This window comes from Pseudomonas sp. RAC1, assembly GCF_030658255.1.
In the GTDB taxonomy this organism is placed as follows: domain Bacteria; phylum Pseudomonadota; class Gammaproteobacteria; order Pseudomonadales; family Pseudomonadaceae; genus Aquipseudomonas; species Aquipseudomonas boreofloridensis.
Genome location: NZ_JAUTXS020000034.1, coordinates 75,285 through 92,034, shown reverse-complemented (window position 1 = coordinate 92,034; position 16,750 = coordinate 75,285). Strand labels below are relative to the sequence as shown.

Here is a 16,750-nt window from a genome sequence, read left to right as displayed (position 1 = left end):
TGAAACAAAGACGGAATGTTAGCAGGGAGCAGGCTGCGGGCTCCAGCAAAGGCGTTTGCAACATCGGATCGGACGCGCTCGCGCGCAGGGCCCGTACGCCAGGTGAGCGATTGAGCGATCAGTGACTCAACTGCTGATCAAGCGTGCACGCAGCTGTCCAATCTCGTCGCGCAACTGTGCGGCGGCTTCGAATTCGAGGTCGCGCGCCATCTGGAACATCTTCTCTTCCAACACCTTGATGCGCTTGGTGATTTCGCCAGGCGTCTTGAGTTCGGCCTCGTAACGCGCAGCCTCCTCCGCCGCCTTGGCCATTCCTTTGCGCTTCTTGCTGCGCGCGCCCGGTACCGTAGCGCCCTCAAGGATGTCAGTGATGTCTTTGACCACACCCTTGGGCACGATGCCGTTGGCTTCGTTGAAGGCCACCTGCTTTGTACGGCGCCGCTCGGTCTCGTCGATCGCCCGCTGCATGGATCCGGTGATCTGATCGGCGTACAGGATGGCCTTGCCGTTCAGGTTTCGCGCCGCACGGCCAATGGTCTGGATGAGTGAACGCTCGGAGCGCAGGAAGCCCTCCTTGTCGGCGTCGAGGATCGCTACCAGCGATACCTCGGGCATGTCCAGACCTTCGCGCAGCAGGTTGATGCCCACCAGCACATCGAAGGTTCCAAGACGCAGATCGCGGATGATTTCAACGCGTTCCACGGTGTCGATGTCCGAGTGCAGATAGCGAACGCGCACGCCGTGATCGGCCAGATAGTCACTCAGGTCTTCGGCCATGCGCTTGGTCAAGGTCGTGGCGAGCACTCGCTCACCTGCCGCCACACGCTTGCCGATCTCGGACAACAGATCATCGACCTGAGTCAAGGCCGGCCGAATCTCGACCTCGGGGTCGACCAGGCCGGTCGGACGCACCACCTGCTCGACCACACGGCCGGCGTGCGCCTCTTCGTAGGGCCCGGGTGTCGCAGAAACGAATATGGTCTGCGGGCTGACCGACTCCCACTCGTCGAAACGCATAGGTCGGTTGTCCAGCGCGGAAGGCAGCCGAAAACCGTACTCCACCAGGGTTTCCTTGCGCGAACGGTCGCCTTTGTACATGGCCCCGACCTGGGGCACGCTAACGTGGGATTCGTCGATGACCAACAGAGCATCGGCCGGCAGATAGTCATAAAGCGTGGGCGGCGGAGCCCCCGATGGGCGACCGGAGAGGTAGCGGGAGTAGTTTTCGATACCGTTGCAATAGCCCAGTTCGAGAATCATCTCCAGGTCGAAGCGAGTGCGCTGTTCGAGGCGCTGTGACTCCACCAGCTTGTTGGCCTTGTTCAGATACTCCAGGCGCTCGCCGAGCTCCTGCTTGATACCATCGACCGCGTCGAGCAACGTTTCCCGAGGGGTCACATAATGGCTCTTGGGATAGAACGTGAAACGCGGCAGCTTGCGAATGACCTCGCCGGTGAGCGGATCGAAAGCGGCGATGTTCTCCACCTCGTCATCGAACAGCTCGATGCGAATGGCTTCGAGGTCCGATTCAGCCGGAAAAATGTCGATCACATCACCCCGGACACGGAACGTCGCACGGGCAAAATCCATCTCGTTGCGGGTGTACTGCAGGTCAGCCAGCCGGCGTAGCAACGCGCGCTGATCGAGCTTGTCGCCGCGGTCGATGTGCAGCACCATCTTCAGGTAGGTTTCCGGGCTGCCCAGACCATAGATGCAGGACACCGTGGTTACGATGATCGCGTCGCGTCGCTCGAGCAGGGCCTTGGTCGCCGACAGACGCATCTGTTCGATGTGGTCGTTGATCGACGCATCTTTCTCGATGAAGGTGTCCGAAGACGGCACATAGGCTTCGGGCTGGTAGTAGTCGTAATAAGAAACGAAGTATTCGACCGCGTTGTTCGGGAAAAACGCCTTGAACTCACCATACAGCTGGGCTGCCAACGTTTTATTGGGCGCCAGGACCATGGTTGGACGCTGCACCTGCTGGATGACGTTGGCGATGCTGAAGGTCTTGCCAGAGCCGGTGACGCCGAGCAGCGTCTGGTGCGATAGCCCCGCCTCCAACCCCTCGACCATCAGACGAATGGCCTCGGGCTGATCACCGGCCGGCTGGAAGCGCGTGACGAGCTGGAACTCGGACATGAAGGACCTCGTGGAAATCGCGGCAACTGTAAATTTAGCCAGTAGTCTATACGCAAAAACGCGCATCGGGCGAATCTGCCCGTCCCTACATGTGAACACTCATTGCAGTGGACCGGGCAATTGACCCAAGGGTCGAAAAATATTTGCGCCAACTGTGGCAAAAACCTGCGCCAGACTGTCGCGGTCACCCAGCGGTATCTCTATACTGACTCCCCGTTTGCACCGCTTCAGTGCACTGGGCTGGAGCGTGCATTTCCCATCACTCTCCACTTCAGAGCCAAGGTAACAATGAGCCTGTTTTCCGCTGTCGAGCTGGCACCCCGCGATCCCATTCTGGGCCTCAACGAAGCCTTCAATGCCGACCCACGCACCGACAAGGTGAATCTGGGCGTTGGTGTTTACTGCAACGAGGAAGGTCGCATCCCGCTACTGCGTGCGGTGATCGAGGCTGAAACCCAGCGTGCAGCCCAACGGGCCTCGCGCGGCTACCTGCCGATCGACGGTATCGCCAGCTACGACCAAGCCGTGCAGAAGCTGCTGTTCGGTGCAGAATCCCCGTTACTCGCTGCCGGCCGCGTGGTCACCGTACAGGCCGTCGGCGGTACCGGCGCCCTGAAGATCGGCGCCGACTTCCTCAAGCGTCTGTCGCCCACCGCCACCGTCGCCATCAGCGATCCGAGCTGGGAAAACCACCGCGCCCTGTTCGAGTCGGCCGGTTTTGCTGTGCAGAACTACCGCTACTACGACGCTGCGAATAACGACGTCAATCGCGTCGGCATGCTCGAAGACCTGAACAGCCTGCCCTCGGGCTCGATCATCGTCCTGCACGCCTGCTGCCATAACCCAACGGGTGTCGACCTGTCGCTCGACGACTGGAAGAACGTGCTGGAAGTGGTCAAAGCCAAAAACCATATCCCGTTCCTCGACATGGCCTACCAGGGCTTCGGCGACGGCATCGCCGAAGACGCGCTCGCGGTGCGTCTTTTCGCCGAATCGGGTCTGGACTTCTTCGTCTCCAGTTCGTTCTCCAAATCGTTCTCGCTGTACGGCGAGCGTGTAGGCGCCCTGTCGATCGTCACCGGCTCCAAGGACGAAAGCACCCGCGTGCTGTCGCAGGTCAAGCGTGTGATCCGCACCACCTACTCCAACCCACCGACCCATGGCGCTACCATCGTCGCCACCGTACTCAACAACGCCGAACTGCGGCAGATGTGGGAAACCGAGCTAGGTGAGATGCGCGAACGCATTCATGGCATGCGCAAGCAGATGGTCGAATTGCTGGCCCAGTATGGCGCCAAGCGCGACTTCAGCTTTGTCGGCCGTCAGGTCGGGATGTTCTCCTACTCCGGATTGACCGTCGAGCAAGTGGCACGCCTGAAGAACGAGTTCGGCATCTATGCGCTGGACACCGGACGCATCGCTGTGGCCGCGCTGAATCAGAGCAACATCCACGTGGTGACCAAAGCTATCGTCGAGGTGCTGTAAGCGCTTGATTTGCCAAGGGGCGGGTTGACTTCCCCTTGGCATTCATTAAGATACGCGCAGATTCCGCGATAGCTCAGTCGGTAGAGCAAATGACTGTTAATCATTGGGTCCCTGGTTCGAGTCCAGGTCGCGGAGCCACACATTGAAAACCTCCAGATGCGCAAGCACTGGAGGTTTTTCGTTTTCGGGCGCACGCTTTCTCTCTGCAGCCCCGACTCAGTCGGCTCGCCCCAACGGGTAGAACTGACCGTGACTCCACACGCCAAGCCAAGACTGGCCCTCTATCATCCGCGGCACTGCAAGGTCCACCAATTGGTAGAACACGTTGCGGTGGATCAGTGCCTCCAGGTTGCTGCGCATCAGCAGATAAGGCGCTGGCTCGCCCGTGTCAGCGCAGGTGTGCACGCGCAAAGGGTGTTCTGGTCCGGCTTCGGCTTGGTCGTCGACATTGCTGATAAAACGCAATACCTGACCCTCGCCTTCACCCTCGACCTGCATCGAGACAACCACGAACGGCGCGTCGTCGACACGAATGCCGACCTTCTCGACCGGCGTCACCAGGAAGTAATCGTCCCCATCACGCCGCAGGATGGTGGAAAACAGCCGAACCATGGGCTTGCGCCCGATGGGGGTACCCAAGTAATACCACGTACCGTCACGGGCGATGCGCATGTCGATATCGCCGCAGAAATCAGGGTTCCAGAGATGCACGGGCGGCAGCCCTTTGTCCTTGGGAATTTGCCCGAGGATGTCACTGGCCTTGCCCTCACCCGTCATCGCGTACTCCTTAACGACTCATCCCAAGAAGACTGCGAGCGTACTCGCGCATCGGCTCAGCGAGCAAATCCTGGGGCGTATTGTCGTGGAACGTCAACAAACCGCCGCGACTCTTGATCCGCGCAGTGTCGATCAGATATCGAGTGCTGGTTTCGATCAGCATCATCTGCACAACGCCAGTGTCCCAGCCAAGACGATCTACAGCCTGCTCGTCATACCATTCGTCACCGTTGCCGATGCGATCATCCGTACGGGCGAACCGGGTGTAGAGCACATAATGGGCGCCGACCGAACGAGCTTCGGCAATGGCTTCTTCCAGGCCCAGGGGAGCCTTCGCGCGACGTACCAGCGGAAAGTACTCGACAAAGCTCTTGAACGCCTCTTCAGCGACGGCGTTCTGTCTGGGTACCGGGCCTTTACCCGGCGGAACGAATGCGCCTTGGCCAATGAAGATGAAAGAGTCAGGCTGCAGTCGGACCGACAGGGTGCGCGTCGTGTCACTGTGGTCAAGCAGACCCGCATCGCTCAACTGGTAGCGCACCCCCTCCCCCATGTCGCTGACTTTCATGCAGCCGCCCAACGCCATCAGCGCCAGCAGCAAGACCAGGCTACGCATCTTTCCTCCAGTGACCGGTGACGAAAAACCGGCGAATAGCCGCGTGATGCAGCTTTTACGCCAGTTCGCTGATCACTGCCCCGGTTGAACGACTTGCGCATGCATTCATCACAACCCGCCGGGAACAGGGTGATTAGGTGGCGGGGTCCGGATCACGCTTGCGCTTGTTGCCCATGCGTACACCGATATCCATCAAGAACTGGAAGAAACCCTCTTGGTCTTCCAGCACGTTGCTCCAGAACGGCGAGTGATAAAGGGCGACCGCCCCGTGCACCAGCGCCCAGGCTGCACAGTAATGGAAATACGGAGGAACGTCCTCGAGCTTGCCCTCGCTGATCCGTCCCTTGATCAACTGGGTAAGACGCTCGAAATTCGAGGCACGGATGCTGTGCAACTGCTCGACCATCTCCGGCACCTGATTGCCCTTGACCACTTTCTCTTCAAGCCGGTCGAACAAACGGTAGCGCTGGGGATCACGCATGCGGAACTCGAAATAGGCGCGCGACAGGGCTTCCTTGTCGCGGTCGACATCGCTCGAATGAAGCAGCGCATTCAGATCGCGCTCGTAGTCGAGCATCAAGCGCAGATAAATTTCTGCCTTGGATTTGAAGTGCTTGTAGATCGTGCCTTTGCCGATGCCGACCGCGTCGGCAATCATCTCGACGGTGACGCTGTCTTCACCCTGTTCGAGAAACAGCTTGAGCGCCGTGTCGAGGATCTCTTGTTCGCGACGGCGAAACTCACGGACCTTACGAGGTTCTTTCTGCATAGGAAGGACTGGGATGACAATCGAAGCGGATTATTATGCCTAAGTGCTGCCAAATTGCACGGTTCTTCCGCTGACGTGAGTGTTTCATCGTGAGTGTGCGTGCGGTGGGTACTGAAAACGGCAGTTCCGCCCTCGACTCATACGGTCGAGGCATTTCGCATCGACTACGTATGCCAAATCTGTTTAAAAAACCATCAATCGACGCTGGCACAGCGCCAAGACTGACCAATACTAGATGTGTCGATGCTGAGCTTCCCCCCAAGCGAAGCATTGATGAAGGCACCTAGGGACCGCGTGCCTGTGTATTACTCCTAATGGTCTTGACCCGGATTCCTCCCCCAGAAGCCGGGTTTTTTTTGCCGTTTGCAGCGATCGATCAATCGCTCGCTGCAAACCTTGATCAGGCGGCGCGTGCCAGCGGGAACAGTCGTTTGAAGTTGGCGGTGGTCTGATCGGCCAACTGGGTGTAGCTCACCCCGCGTAACGACGCTACGTACTCGGCAACCTCACGCACGTATTGCGGGAGGTTGGGCTTGCCGCGATAAGGAATCGGCGCCAGGTAAGGCGAGTCGGTTTCGACCAGCAAGCGGTCGTGCGGAACCTGGCGCGCCACCTCGCGCAAGGCATCGGCGTTGCGGAAGGTGACGATCCCGGAAAGTGAGATGTAATAGCCCAGATCCAGTGCCGCCCGCGCCATGTCCCAGTCTTCGGTAAAGCAATGCAACACGCCGGCCTGTGGCAGGTTGGCCTCGCGCAGCAACGCGAGGGTGTCGGCCCGCGCGGCACGGGTATGCACGATCACCGGCTTGCCGGTCTGTCGCGACGCTTCCAGATGCAGGCGGAACGACGCCTGCTGAAGTGTCGCAGCTTCGGGCTCGTAGTGGTAATCCAGACCCGTTTCGCCGATTGCGACCACATGAGGGTGGGCCAGCTCGCGCAGGAGCCATTCGAGCGCCGGCGTCTCGCCCGGCGCCAGATCGAGCGGATGCACGCCAACCGAGCAGTCGACATCGCCATACTGCTCGCTCAGGGCTTTGACTGCTCCAGCATTCTCGGCGCTCACGCCAATGCATAGAAAATGCCCGACCCCGCGCTGGCGAGCCGCCTGCAAGGCAGCGTCGAGCGAACCTGCGTGGGCGCTCAGGTCAAGACGGTCTAGGTGGCAATGGGAATCTACAAGCATGGGATTGGCACATATCTGAAAAAAGCGGTGGAAGAATCAGCGCGCACCCGGCAACTGCAGCCAATGGGCAAGCAGCGCTTCGAGCAGCAGCACACGGTTGAGGTTCGCCTTGCCCATGACTTTCTGACGCTGCTCCAGAATCCAGGCCTGCATCTCCAGCACGCGACTCTGACGACTTTTCTGCGCAAGGTACTGCAGCACTTTGCGCATGTCGGCCAAGCCTAGCCCATCCTCGTCCTGGGTCAGTTGATAGCGCAGTATCAGGTGCGACCAGTCGCAGAACCAGTCGAACAGCAACAGCAGCGGCACTGCATTCCAGGCTTCGGCCAATTGCGTAGGTGACTGCTGTTGCTTGAGCAGTTTCTTGATGCCCTCGGTGACCAATGCGCGTTGCTCACGCACACCCTGGGCTTGCAAGCTCAGCGCCATCAATGGCGAGCCGGCAGCCAGGCTCAGCAACTCATCACGTTCGCCCTGATCGACGTCCGGCAATGCCGCAGCCAACCATTCCTGGCTCTGCGCAGGCGTAGGTTGCGGGCACGCAATCTGCTGACAGCGACTCTTGATGGTCGGCAGCAGGCGACTGGGCTGATGGCTCACCAGCAGCAGCACCGTGTCGCCCGAGGGCTCCTCCAAGCTCTTGAGCAACGCATTCGAGGCATTGACGTTCATCGCCTCGACCGGCTCGATCAGCACCACCTTGCGTCCGCCTTGCTGGGCGGTCTGAACCACGAACGCGACCAGATCACGTACCTGATCGACCTTGATCGGCTTGTCGGCCTCTTCCGGCTCGAGCACAAAGTTGTCGGGATGGCTGCCAGCCTTGAGCAGCAGGCAGGATTTACACTGGCCGCACGCTTGCGAAGCGTGCGGTTTCTGGCACAGCAGCAGCGCCATCAGCCCTTCGGCCAAGGCGCGCTTGCCGATACCCTGTGGCCCATGGAACAGGTAGGCATGGGCATGCTGCCGACGCCCGGCCACCTGCTGCCAGAGCGCCTGTTGCCAGGGAAACACCTCAGCCACGGCTGCGCTCCAGGATGTCGGGCAGCAACGTGTCGATGGCTTGCTGCACCGCAGCCAGTGGCTGCGCTGCATTCAGTAGATGGTAGCGTTGGGGGGCCGCAGCAGCGCGTTGCAGGTAGGCCTGACGCACCGCCTCGAAGAACGCTTGGCCCTCCTGCTCGAAGCGATCCAGACGCCCACGAGCCGCTGCGCGGGCAAGGCCGATCTCTACGGGCAGGTCGAAGACCAGCGTCAGGTCGGGACGCAACTGGCCCTGAACGAAGTGTTCCAGCGTGGCGATGCGCTCGATGGGCAGACCGCGACCGCCGCCCTGGTATGCGTAAGTGGCATCGGTGAAACGATCGCACAGCACCACAGCACCACGCGCCAGAGCAGGACGAATGACCATGGCCAGATGCTGAGCGCGGGCGGCGAACATCAGCAACAGCTCGGTATCGACCGCCATCGTTTCATCGCTAGGGTCCAGCAGCAACTCGCGAATGCGTTCGGCCAGCGGCGTGCCGCCGGGTTCGCGAGTCATCACGACATCTATGCCGTGCTCGCGCAGGCGCTGCGCCAGATACTCGCGATTGGTGCTTTTGCCCGCGCCTTCGGGGCCTTCCAAGGTGATGAACAGACCGCTCACAGGCATTCCTTGATGTGCTTAGTGGGTTGCCGGCGCATCGCCCGACACGGAGGATTCGGAGGTTTCGCCCGGAGCACTGTCCGGCACCTCGCTCGAGGGTGACGGGCTGCTGGCAGGAAGCTCGGCGTCCTGGACCTGCGGCGACGCTCCGGCCGGTGCACGCGGCGCGGGGCTGGAGCGGTAGTCGGCCCGGCGCTTGAGCTGATACTCACGGACTGCGGAGTTGTGATCGTTCAGATCGTCGGAGAACACATGACTGCCATCGCCACGGGCAACGAAGTACAGGCTGGTGCCCGCAGATGGATTCAACGCAGCATGAATCGCCTCGCGTCCGACCATGGCGATCGGCGTCGGTGGCAGTCCGGTATTGGTGTAGGTGTTGTAGGGCGTTGGCGCACGCAGATCGGCACGGGTGATCTTGCCGTTATAGCGTTCACCCATTCCGTAAATCACTGTCGGATCGGTCTGCAGCATCATGTTCAGGCGCAGCCGACGCACGAATACGCCAGCGATCTGCCCACGCTCCTGGGCAATGCCGGTTTCCTTCTCCACCAGAGAGGCCATGATCAGGGCTTGATACGGGTCGCTGTAGGGCAGATCACCGGCGCGTTGCGCCCATTCCTTGGCCAGCACCTCATCCAGGCGCAGATAGGCCTGCTGCAACAGCTCGACATCGCTCATCCCGCGCACGAAGCGATAGGTATCGGGAAAGAATCGACCTTCGGGAAAAACACCCTCGTGACCGAGCCTCTCCATCACTTCGCTGTCAGACAAGCCCTCGAGGGTATGCTTGATCTTGTCATGCTTGGCCAGCGCGGCACGCAACTGCCGGAAAGTCCAGCCCTCGACGAGCGTCAGGTTGTACTGCACCACGTCGCCACGGCGCCAGGCGTCGATCAGGCCTTCCACCGTCATCCCCGGTGTCAGGCGGTATTCGCCAGTGTGCAGAGCGGTGCCAGCCATATTGAAGCGCCAGTACAGGCGCAGCCACAGCGCATCGTCGATCAAGCCCTCGCTCTGCATGCGATAGAACATACGGTTGGGGTTGGTGCCGGTGGGCACGTCGATCAGTCGCTCCTCAGCGATGTGCAGCGGTTGCTGCAAGGCCGAATGAACCTTCCAGGCCGACCAGCCCAGCGCCAGACCAGCGAGTACCAGGCCCATCTCCAGCAGCAGCAGGAATTTACGTCTCACGAATCAGGTATCCAGTAACGTACGGGCGACGGCCTGCAGTTTACGGGTGAGCGGCCCGGCCGGCCAGTCAAGCTTGAGCGCCGGAACGCTGCGCACTGGCCAGATACCGTAGACGCTGTTGCAGGTGAACACTTCATCGGCCTGCTGCAGATCGGCTTGTGCAAGCTCGGCGGTGCATGCCTCGATGCCAAGCGCACGAGCCTGATCCAAGAGTTCGCCGCGCATGACCCCGGCTACCCCGCAGTGACTCAGTTCAGGCGTGGTCAACACGCCATCGCGCACCAGGAACAGGTTGCTGTAGACACCTTCGATCAACAGACCTTGGGCATCGCGCATCAAGCCTTCGGCGTAGGCGGGATCCTGCCACTCGGCACGCGCCAGCACCTGCTCCAGGCGGTTGAGGTGTTTCAGCCCGGCCAGCAGGGGTTGCCGAGCCAAGCGCGTTTGACAGTCGAACAGCGAGATGCCTTGCTCGGCATGCGCTGCCGGATAGGCCGGAAGCGGGCTGTTCTGCAGGATTCGTCGGGCCGGGGCTCCTGGCGCGGGCGCATAGCCGCGTGGGCTATCACCGCGAGTGACCATCAGTTTGACGACACCCTCACCCAGTTGCGCCGCGTAGGCCAGCAATTCTTCGCGAGCGAGCGGCACATCGAGATCGATCGCCAGGCGCCGACACCCCATCGCCAGCCGATCCAGGTGACGCTGCAGCAGGCTAGGCCTGCCGCCGCGAACGGCGATGGTCTCGAACAGACCATCGCCGTAAGCCAGGCCGCGATTCTGCAGGTTGACCGCAGAGCCAGGCTGGCCGTCGATCCAGCTGTGCATCAGTCGGCGAACCGACGGAATACCAGGGAACCGTTGGTCCCGCCGAAACCGAAGGAGTTGGACAGCACCACGTCGATCGGCATGCTACGCGCCTGATGCGGCACGAAGTCCAGATCGCAGCCTTCGTCCGGCTCATCCAGGTTGATGGTCGGAGGCGCCATCTGACTGTTGATCGCCAGCACACTGAAGATCGCCTCGACGGCACCCGCGGCGCCGAGCAAGTGACCGGTCATCGACTTGGTCGAGCTGACCGCCAGTTTATAGGCATGCTCGCCGAACACGTGCTTGATAGCAGCGACTTCAGCGATGTCGCCAGCAGGGGTCGAGGTACCGTGGGCATTGATGTAGCTGACCTGCGATGGTGCTACACCCGCATCGCGCAAGGCGTTGATCATGCACCGTGCAGCCCCTTCTCCGGTGTCCGGTGGCGAGGTCATGTGATAGGCGTCACCACTCATGCCAAAGCCAACCAATTCCGCGTAGATGGTCGCCCCGCGCGCCTTGGCGTGCTCAAGCTCCTCGAGCACCAGTGCGCCTGCACCGTCGGAGAGTACGAAACCATCACGCCCCTTGTCCCAGGGACGGCTGGCGCGGGCCGGCTCGTCATTTCGGGTCGACAGTGCACGCGAGGCACCGAAACCGCCCATGCCCAGACCGCAGGCAGCCATCTCGGCACCGCCGGCAATCATCACGTCCGCCTCGCCATAGGCAATGTTGCGCGCGGCCATGCCGATGCAGTGGGTGCCCGTGGTGCAGGCGGTGGAGATGGCGTAGTTCGGACCTTGCAGCCCCAAGTGGATCGACAGGAAACCGGAGATCATGTTGATGATCGAGCCTGGCACGAAGAACGGTGAGATCCTCCGCGGCCCCTGCTCGTGCAAGGTCCGGCTGGTGTCTTCGATATTGGTCAGGCCACCGATGCCCGAACCCATGGCCACGCCGATACGCTCGCGATTGGCGTCAGTGACCTCCAGGCCGGCGTTGCGTACCGCCTGGAAACCGGCCGCCAGGCCGTACTGAATGAACAGGTCAAGCTTGCGAGCTTCCTTGGCCGACAGGTACTGCTCGACCGCGAACCCCTTCACCGAGCCGCCAAAACGGGTGGAGTAGGCACTCAGGTCCGTGTGTTCGATCGGACCGATGCCACTGCGGCCAGCCAGAATGCCCTGCCAGGTGCTCGGTACGTCAGTACCCAGTGGCGACAGCATACCCATACCGGTGACCACGACGCGTCTACGCGACACAGCACTCTCCTTTTCTAATAACAGAGTCTCTTGCCATTGCATTCATCCATCCGGAATGAAATGGCAACAGGCTCTCGGTTGCTCGAGTATCGACAGCAGGGCTCGCAAAGAAAAAACCGCACGCCGAAGGCAGTGCGGTTTTTCCCGACAAGAAGCGTCGACTACAACGTCTTAGGCCTTGTGGCTGTTGACGTAGTCGATGGCGGCTTGAACGGTAGTGATCTTCTCGGCTTCTTCGTCAGGGATTTCGGTCTCGAATTCCTCTTCCAGAGCCATCACCAGCTCAACGGTGTCAAGCGAATCGGCACCCAGGTCATCGACGAAGGACTTGTTGTTGGTCACTTCTTCTTCCTTCACGCCCAGTTGCTCGGCGACGATTTTCTTGACGCGTTCTTCGATGGTGCTCATACCTAGTTTTCACTCCTAGTGGATATATGTCAGGCAGCTGGCCGGTGCCCAAGTTTATAGGAAGACGCCTGCTTTTCAAGCGTAACGCGCCTTCACGAGAGTCGCCTGGCCTGCCGCCTGGAATCTGGTTGCAGCTTTATAACGGATTTTAGGCACGCAGTATGACTGTTTTTTTAAGCAATCCGTCACATTGAGTTGCGGCTGTTACATGTACATCCCGCCGTTCACCGGCACTGTAGCGCCGGTGACATAGGCCGCGCCATCAGATGCCAGGAAGGAAACCACCTTGGCAATTTCCTCAGCCTGACCCAGGCGACCCAGCGGAATTTGCGTCTGCAGCGCTTCGCGTTGTGCTTCTGGCAGCTCGCGGGTCATGTCGGTATCGATGAAACCCGGCGTCACCGAGTTCACCGTGATACCGCGCGATCCCACTTCACGCGCCAAGGCACGACTGAAGCCTTCCAGACCTGCCTTGGCGGCGGCATAGTTGGCCTGACCTGCGTTACCCATCGCACCGACCACCGAGCCGATGCTGATGATACGGCCCCAGCGGGCCTTGGTCATGCCGCGCAGCACGCCCTTGGACAAACGGTAAAGGCTGTTGAGGTTGGTGTCGATGACATCGAACCATTCTTCATCTTTCATCCGCAACATCAGATTGTCACGCGTGATCCCGGCGTTGTTGACCAGAATCGTCGGCGCGCCGAACTGCTCCTGGATAGAGGTCAGGACGCCAGTCACGGATGCCTCGTTGGTGACATTGAGCTCAAGGCCGGTACCGGTGATACCGTGTTCCTTGAGTGTCTCAGCGATGCGCTGAGCGCCAGAGGCGGAAGTGGCGGTGCCGATCACGGTCGCGCCTTGGCGACCCAGCTCGAGGGCGATAGCCTGGCCAATGCCACGGCTGGCACCTGTAACCAGTGCAACTTTACCTTGCAGGCTCATGCAAGCTTCTCCAGATGTCAGACCAGCGCCGCGCGGGCGGCGGCGATGGCGTCAGGGGTATTGAGGTTGTAAGTGGTGACGCCCTCGGCGCACCGCTTGTTCAGGCCGGCCAGTACCTTGCCAGGACCGCATTCCACCAAATTGACCGCGCCGTTGGCAGCCAGGGTCTGCACGCACTCGACCCAACGCACTGGTTGGTACAACTGTGCCAGCAGGTCACGCTTGAGGGCTTCCAGATCGGCAGGTACGGCGGCAGAGACGTTCTGCACCACCGGGATTTGCGGAGCCTGCCACTCGACGGCACTGACCGCCTCGGCGAAGCGCTCGGCGGCTGGCTTCATCAAGGCGCAGTGCGACGGCACGCTGACCGGCAGAGGCAATGCACGCTTGGCGCCCTTGGCTTTGCACAGCTCGATGGCACGCTCGACTGCAGCCTTGTTGCCTGTGATGACCACTTGGCCAGGTGAGTTGAAATTGACCGCACTGACCACGTCATCTTCGGCCGCCTGCGCACAGACATCCACCACCACGGCGTCGTCCAGCCCCAGGATGGCAGCCATGGCGCCATGACCGGCCGGCACCGCTTCCTGCATCAGTTGGCCGCGGCGCTCGACCAGACGTACGGCGTCCTTGAGCGACAAGCTACCCGCGGCGACCAGGGCGCTGTACTCACCCAGGCTGTGACCGCAAACATATGCCGGGCGCGCGCCGCCCTGCTCCAGCCACAGGCGCCATAGCGCGATGGAGGCCGTCAGGATAGCTGGCTGCGTCTTGTCGGTTTGATTGAGTTGTTCCTCGGGACCTTCCTGGACCAATTTCCACAGGTCATAGCCCAGAGCCTCGGAAGCTTCCTTGAAGGTCTCGATGATCAGCGGCTGCTCGGCACCGAGCTCAGCGAGCATGCCCAGTGACTGGGAACCTTGGCCAGGAAAGACGAATGCGAGGGATGCAGACATTGAACAAGCCCTTATGATCTTGTCGTCGAATGGGGTGCACCCTGCCATCGGCAGGGCACGGAATCTGAAAACTTGGATGGAAACGCAGACCAAGCGGTCACATTTAACCACTTCATGGCCGATACACCTAAGGCAACAGGTCTTCCAGGCGACCATGCAAACGCTGCGGTAGATTTTCCTGAATCTCGATCAGCGCCCGCTGGATAGCACTCTGCAGGCCTTGCACACCCGCCGACCCGTGGCTTTTCACGACGATACCCTGCAATCCCAGAAAGCTTGCGCCGTTGTGCCGCGCCGGCGCCAGGTCCGATTGCAGGCGCCGCAACAAGGGCCTGGCCAAAGCACCCGCAACACGGGCGAACAAACCGGCCCTGAACAACGCTTCCAGACGCTCGCCGACCATGGTTGCCAGCCCTTCGCTGGATTTGAGCAGGATATTGCCCACGAAGCCGTCGCACACCACCACATCGGCCTCGCCGCGATACAGCCCGTCACCTTCAATGAAACCGACATAGTTAAGGCCACGGGCGTTCTTCAGCAAACTGGCAGCCAGCTTGACTTGCTGATTGCCCTTGATGTCTTCGGTACCGATGTTCAGCAGAGCTACTCGTGGGCGGCGCACGCCCAGCGCCTGCGCCGCCACCGATCCCATCACAGCAAACTGGTAGAGGTGATCGGCGCTGCAGTCGACGTTCGCACCCAGGTCGAGCAGTTGGCAGTAACCTTGCTGTGTAGGAATGGCCGCCACCATGGCCGGCCGATCGATACCCGGCAAGGTTTTGAGCACGAGACGCGACAAGGCCATCAAAGCGCCCGTATTGCCGGCACTTACGCACGCCTGCGCTTTGCCATCACGGACCAGCTCGAGCGCGACACGCATCGAAGAGTCAGGCTTGCCGCGCAAGGCCTGCGAGGGCCGCTCATCCATACCAATCACTTCGCTGGCATCCACGATCCGCAGGCGCGCGCGATCGATGGCTGCAAGGCCACTGACGAGTTCTTCGAGAAGGGAGGTTTGACCGACGAGGGTCAGATGGAGCGAGGGGGTAGCCGAAAGGCAAGCGATACTGGCCTCAACAATGCTGCGGGGACCGAAGTCCCCGCCCATTGCGTCGATCGCGATGATCTGAGCGGACAAGGATTACTCGTCAGCGCCCTTGTCGATCACTTTGCGACCACGGTATACGCCTTCTGGCGACACGTGGTGGCGCAGGTGAACTTCACCGGTGCTCTTTTCTACGGACAGCGCGTTTTCCGACAGGGCATCGTGCGAACGACGCATGTCACGGGCAGAGCGGGATTTTTTGTTCTGCTGAACAGCCATAATTGATTAACTCCTAAACGTTTGGGTCACGCTTTAACTGCGCCAAGACACTGAACGGGTTGGACCGCGATACCTCGTCCTTGCTCGATTCGGGCTCGTCTGCGCCCGCCGGCTGCTGGCATTCTTCCGGATGATGAGCAGGCACGATAGGAAGTGCGAGCAAAAGCTCTTCCTCGATCAGCGCCTGCAGATCCAAAGGATCTTCGCCCAGTTCCAGCACGTCATAGCCTTTCGGCAACGACTGGGTATTCGCACCCTCCTTCACCACAGCGTACGTACATTCGCTATGGATCGGCAGGGTGACCAGCTCAAGACAACGCTGGCAAACCATTTTGACTTCGACATTCAAATCGCTGTGGATAACCACAACGTGCTGTTCGTCTCGCTCAAAATCGAACTTCGCCTGCACCGTACCGACAGTGTCGGAAAGCGGGTCGCAGAGTCTTTCCAAATCAGCGAGTTGCAACGAACCCTCGAGGGTTACGCCACGATCGGCTAATTTGCGCGGGTCAACGTGAGGTGGAATCGGGTCATTCAACATAGGCGCAGCATTCTAGGGATGCCCCCCGCCTCTGTCAAAGGAAATTCGGCAGCTTGACGCATGTTAGAATCACAGCAACTGTCAAGGAGTCCACCATGCTTCCTCTGCTGCTCGCCTCGAGCTCCCCCTACCGGCGCGAACTGCTCCAGCGCTTGCGCCTGCCCTTCACCTGGGCGAGTCCCGACATAGACGAAGCGCGCCAAGGCGACGAGACCGCTGCTGAACTAGTCCGCAGACTCGCTCGGCTCAAAGCCCAAGCCCTGGCCGAACATCACCCACAGCACTTGATCATCGGCTCGGACCAGGTCGCCGTGCTCGGCGAACGTATCCTCGGCAAACCACACAGCGCCGAGCGCGCCTGTGAGCAACTGCTGGCCGCCAGCGGACAATCCGTCACTTTCCTGACGGGCCTGGCCCTGCTCAACAGCGCCACAGGCCACTGCCAGGTTGACTGCATCCCCTTCACCGTGACGTTGCGCGAACTGGACCGCCAGCGCGTGGAGCGCTACGTACAGACCGAGCAACCACTGGATTGCGCCGGCAGCTTCAAGGCCGAGGGATTGGGCGTTTCGCTCTTTCAGACCACACACGGCAGCGACGCGACAAGCTTGATCGGCCTGCCCCTCATACGCCTGGTGGACATGTTGCTCAAGGAGGGCGTGCAAGTACCCTGAAACCGGCGGGGCCGTCGAG

General features: G+C 60.6%; 18 protein-coding genes and 1 tRNA gene. 3 read left to right on the top strand and 16 right to left on the bottom strand.

The genetic code is table 11. The annotated features are described in order from the left end of the window. Positions 1-126: 126 nt before the first annotated feature. The gene (gene uvrB, locus Q7C30_RS14045; RefSeq protein ID WP_295483534.1) at positions 127-2,142 is read right to left on the bottom strand and encodes an excinuclease ABC subunit UvrB; all 2,016 of its coding nucleotides are present in this window, start codon (positions 2,140-2,142) and stop codon (positions 127-129) included. A 288-nt stretch (positions 2,143-2,430) separates the two neighbouring features. On the opposite strand from uvrB, the gene Q7C30_RS14040 reads away from it, so the two are divergent. Both Q7C30_RS14040 and Q7C30_RS14035 read left to right on the top strand, forming a co-directional pair. Beyond that, positions 2,431-3,627 (top strand): amino acid aminotransferase, encoded by a 1,197-nt coding sequence (locus tag Q7C30_RS14040; RefSeq protein WP_116887827.1) that lies wholly within the window; start codon positions 2,431-2,433, stop codon positions 3,625-3,627. Positions 3,628-3,689: 62 nt separating this feature from the next. Beyond that, positions 3,690-3,765 (top strand) — tRNA-Asn (locus Q7C30_RS14035). 78 nt (positions 3,766-3,843) lie between these two features. Here Q7C30_RS14035 and Q7C30_RS14030 read toward each other — a convergent pair. The 15 genes from Q7C30_RS14030 to Q7C30_RS13960 form a co-directional block, all read right to left on the bottom strand. Continuing rightward, positions 3,844-4,404 carry a DUF1285 domain-containing protein gene (locus Q7C30_RS14030; RefSeq protein WP_317871837.1) on the bottom strand — a complete coding sequence of 187 codons (561 nt, stop codon included), beginning with the start codon at positions 4,402-4,404 and terminating at the stop codon, positions 3,844-3,846. 10 nt (positions 4,405-4,414) lie between these two features. Further along, positions 4,415-5,020, bottom strand: a complete 606-nt coding sequence (locus tag Q7C30_RS14025) for a DUF4823 domain-containing protein (protein ID WP_295483526.1) — start codon at positions 5,018-5,020, stop codon at positions 4,415-4,417. 133 nt (positions 5,021-5,153) lie between these two features. After that, on the bottom strand, positions 5,154-5,789 hold the full coding sequence (locus Q7C30_RS14020; protein ID WP_029612997.1) for a TetR/AcrR family transcriptional regulator: 636 nt from the start codon (positions 5,787-5,789) through the stop codon (positions 5,154-5,156). A 400-nt stretch (positions 5,790-6,189) separates the two neighbouring features. After that, positions 6,190-6,972 carry a TatD family hydrolase gene (locus Q7C30_RS14015; protein ID WP_317871836.1) on the bottom strand — a complete coding sequence of 261 codons (783 nt, stop codon included), beginning with the start codon at positions 6,970-6,972 and terminating at the stop codon, positions 6,190-6,192. Between the two features lie 36 nt (positions 6,973-7,008). After that, a complete protein-coding gene (locus Q7C30_RS14010) occupies positions 7,009-7,995 on the bottom strand; it encodes a DNA polymerase III subunit delta' (RefSeq protein WP_317871835.1) in 987 nt (328 codons plus the stop codon). Then, positions 7,988-8,620, bottom strand: coding sequence for a dTMP kinase (tmk, locus tag Q7C30_RS14005; RefSeq protein WP_029612992.1), 633 nt, complete (start codon positions 8,618-8,620; stop codon positions 7,988-7,990). Before tmk ends, Q7C30_RS14010 begins: the two co-directional genes overlap by 8 nt. Before the next feature lie 18 nt (positions 8,621-8,638). Next, on the bottom strand, positions 8,639-9,814 hold the full coding sequence (gene mltG / locus Q7C30_RS14000; protein ID WP_317871834.1) for an endolytic transglycosylase MltG: 1,176 nt from the start codon (positions 9,812-9,814) through the stop codon (positions 8,639-8,641). A gap of 3 nt (positions 9,815-9,817) precedes the next feature. Beyond that, positions 9,818-10,639 carry an aminodeoxychorismate lyase gene (gene pabC / locus Q7C30_RS13995; protein WP_317871833.1) on the bottom strand — a complete coding sequence of 274 codons (822 nt, stop codon included), beginning with the start codon at positions 10,637-10,639 and terminating at the stop codon, positions 9,818-9,820. Beyond that, on the bottom strand, positions 10,639-11,883 hold the full coding sequence (gene fabF, locus Q7C30_RS13990; protein ID WP_317871832.1) for a beta-ketoacyl-ACP synthase II: 1,245 nt from the start codon (positions 11,881-11,883) through the stop codon (positions 10,639-10,641). Before fabF ends, pabC begins: the two co-directional genes overlap by 1 nt. A 171-nt stretch (positions 11,884-12,054) precedes the next feature. After that, positions 12,055-12,291 (bottom strand): acyl carrier protein, encoded by a 237-nt coding sequence (gene acpP / locus Q7C30_RS13985; RefSeq protein WP_029612986.1) that lies wholly within the window; start codon positions 12,289-12,291, stop codon positions 12,055-12,057. Between the two features lie 204 nt (positions 12,292-12,495). Then, entirely contained in the window at positions 12,496-13,236 is a 741-nt protein-coding gene (gene fabG, locus Q7C30_RS13980) for a 3-oxoacyl-ACP reductase FabG (RefSeq protein ID WP_039576305.1), read from the bottom strand. Positions 13,237-13,253: 17 nt separating this feature from the next. After that, entirely contained in the window at positions 13,254-14,192 is a 939-nt protein-coding gene (fabD, locus tag Q7C30_RS13975; protein ID WP_317871831.1) for an ACP S-malonyltransferase, read from the bottom strand. A gap of 127 nt (positions 14,193-14,319) precedes the next feature. Next, positions 14,320-15,330 carry a phosphate acyltransferase PlsX gene (gene plsX, locus Q7C30_RS13970; protein WP_317871830.1) on the bottom strand — a complete coding sequence of 337 codons (1,011 nt, stop codon included), beginning with the start codon at positions 15,328-15,330 and terminating at the stop codon, positions 14,320-14,322. Positions 15,331-15,333: 3 nt separating this feature from the next. Then, a complete protein-coding gene (gene rpmF, locus Q7C30_RS13965) occupies positions 15,334-15,516 on the bottom strand; it encodes a 50S ribosomal protein L32 (RefSeq protein WP_008096416.1) in 183 nt (60 codons plus the stop codon). Between the two features lie 13 nt (positions 15,517-15,529). Continuing rightward, a complete protein-coding gene (locus Q7C30_RS13960) occupies positions 15,530-16,057 on the bottom strand; it encodes a YceD family protein (RefSeq protein ID WP_080754710.1) in 528 nt (175 codons plus the stop codon). 95 nt (positions 16,058-16,152) lie between these two features. Here Q7C30_RS13960 and Q7C30_RS13955 point away from each other — a divergent pair, with 95 nt between their 5' ends. Further along, a complete protein-coding gene (locus Q7C30_RS13955) occupies positions 16,153-16,731 on the top strand; it encodes a nucleoside triphosphate pyrophosphatase (RefSeq protein ID WP_317871829.1) in 579 nt (192 codons plus the stop codon). Positions 16,732-16,750: the final 19 nt, after the last annotated feature.

What these genes read in the sequence shown, in the direction of transcription:
- acpP (WP_029612986.1), bottom strand. Translation starts at nt 12,291, where the DNA reads ATGAGCACCATCGAAGAACGCGTCAAGAAAATCGTCGCCGAGCAACTG.
- Q7C30_RS14025 (WP_295483526.1), bottom strand. Translation starts at nt 5,020, where the DNA reads ATGCGTAGCCTGGTCTTGCTGCTGGCGCTGATGGCGTTGGGCGGCTGC.
- Q7C30_RS14040 (WP_116887827.1), top strand. Translation starts at nt 2,431, where the DNA reads ATGAGCCTGTTTTCCGCTGTCGAGCTGGCACCCCGCGATCCCATTCTG.
- Q7C30_RS14015 (WP_317871836.1), bottom strand. Translation starts at nt 6,972, where the DNA reads ATGCTTGTAGATTCCCATTGCCACCTAGACCGTCTTGACCTGAGCGCC.
- Q7C30_RS14030 (WP_317871837.1), bottom strand. Translation starts at nt 4,404, where the DNA reads ATGACGGGTGAGGGCAAGGCCAGTGACATCCTCGGGCAAATTCCCAAG.
- Q7C30_RS14020 (WP_029612997.1), bottom strand. Translation starts at nt 5,789, where the DNA reads ATGCAGAAAGAACCTCGTAAGGTCCGTGAGTTTCGCCGTCGCGAACAA.
- fabD (WP_317871831.1), bottom strand. Translation starts at nt 14,192, where the DNA reads ATGTCTGCATCCCTCGCATTCGTCTTTCCTGGCCAAGGTTCCCAGTCA.
- Q7C30_RS13955 (WP_317871829.1), top strand. Translation starts at nt 16,153, where the DNA reads ATGCTTCCTCTGCTGCTCGCCTCGAGCTCCCCCTACCGGCGCGAACTG.
- fabG (WP_039576305.1), bottom strand. Translation starts at nt 13,236, where the DNA reads ATGAGCCTGCAAGGTAAAGTTGCACTGGTTACAGGTGCCAGCCGTGGC.
- pabC (WP_317871833.1), bottom strand. Translation starts at nt 10,639, where the DNA reads ATGCACAGCTGGATCGACGGCCAGCCTGGCTCTGCGGTCAACCTGCAG.
- Q7C30_RS13960 (WP_080754710.1), bottom strand. Translation starts at nt 16,057, where the DNA reads ATGTTGAATGACCCGATTCCACCTCACGTTGACCCGCGCAAATTAGCC.
- rpmF (WP_008096416.1), bottom strand. Translation starts at nt 15,516, where the DNA reads ATGGCTGTTCAGCAGAACAAAAAATCCCGCTCTGCCCGTGACATGCGT.
- uvrB (WP_295483534.1), bottom strand. Translation starts at nt 2,142, where the DNA reads ATGTCCGAGTTCCAGCTCGTCACGCGCTTCCAGCCGGCCGGTGATCAG.